Genomic DNA, 255 nt, shown 5'->3' on the forward strand with positions numbered 1-255 from the left:
AGGTGGTCGGGTAGAGAATACCAAGGCGCTTGAGAGAACTCGGCTGAAGGAACTAGGCAAAATGGTACCGTAACTTCGGGAGAAGGTACGCTCTTGTTGGTGATGAGACTTGCTCTCTAAGCTGACGAGAGTCGCAGATACCAGGTGGCTGCAACTGTTTATCAAAAACACAGCACTGTGCAAACTCGCAAGAGGAAGTATACGGTGTGACGCCTGCCCGGTGCCGGAAGGTTAATTGATTGGGTTATCGCAAGA

General features: G+C 50.6%; 1 rRNA gene. It reads left to right on the plus strand.

Annotated elements, in window-relative coordinates:
* Positions 1 to 255: ribosomal RNA gene (locus MMG82_RS21675) — 23S ribosomal RNA — on the plus strand; the annotation flags it as partial.

Origin of the sequence: Shewanella sp. MM_2022_3 (assembly GCF_022557375.1) — a bacterium.
Taxonomy (GTDB): Bacteria; Pseudomonadota; Gammaproteobacteria; order Enterobacterales; family Shewanellaceae; genus Shewanella; species Shewanella xiamenensis.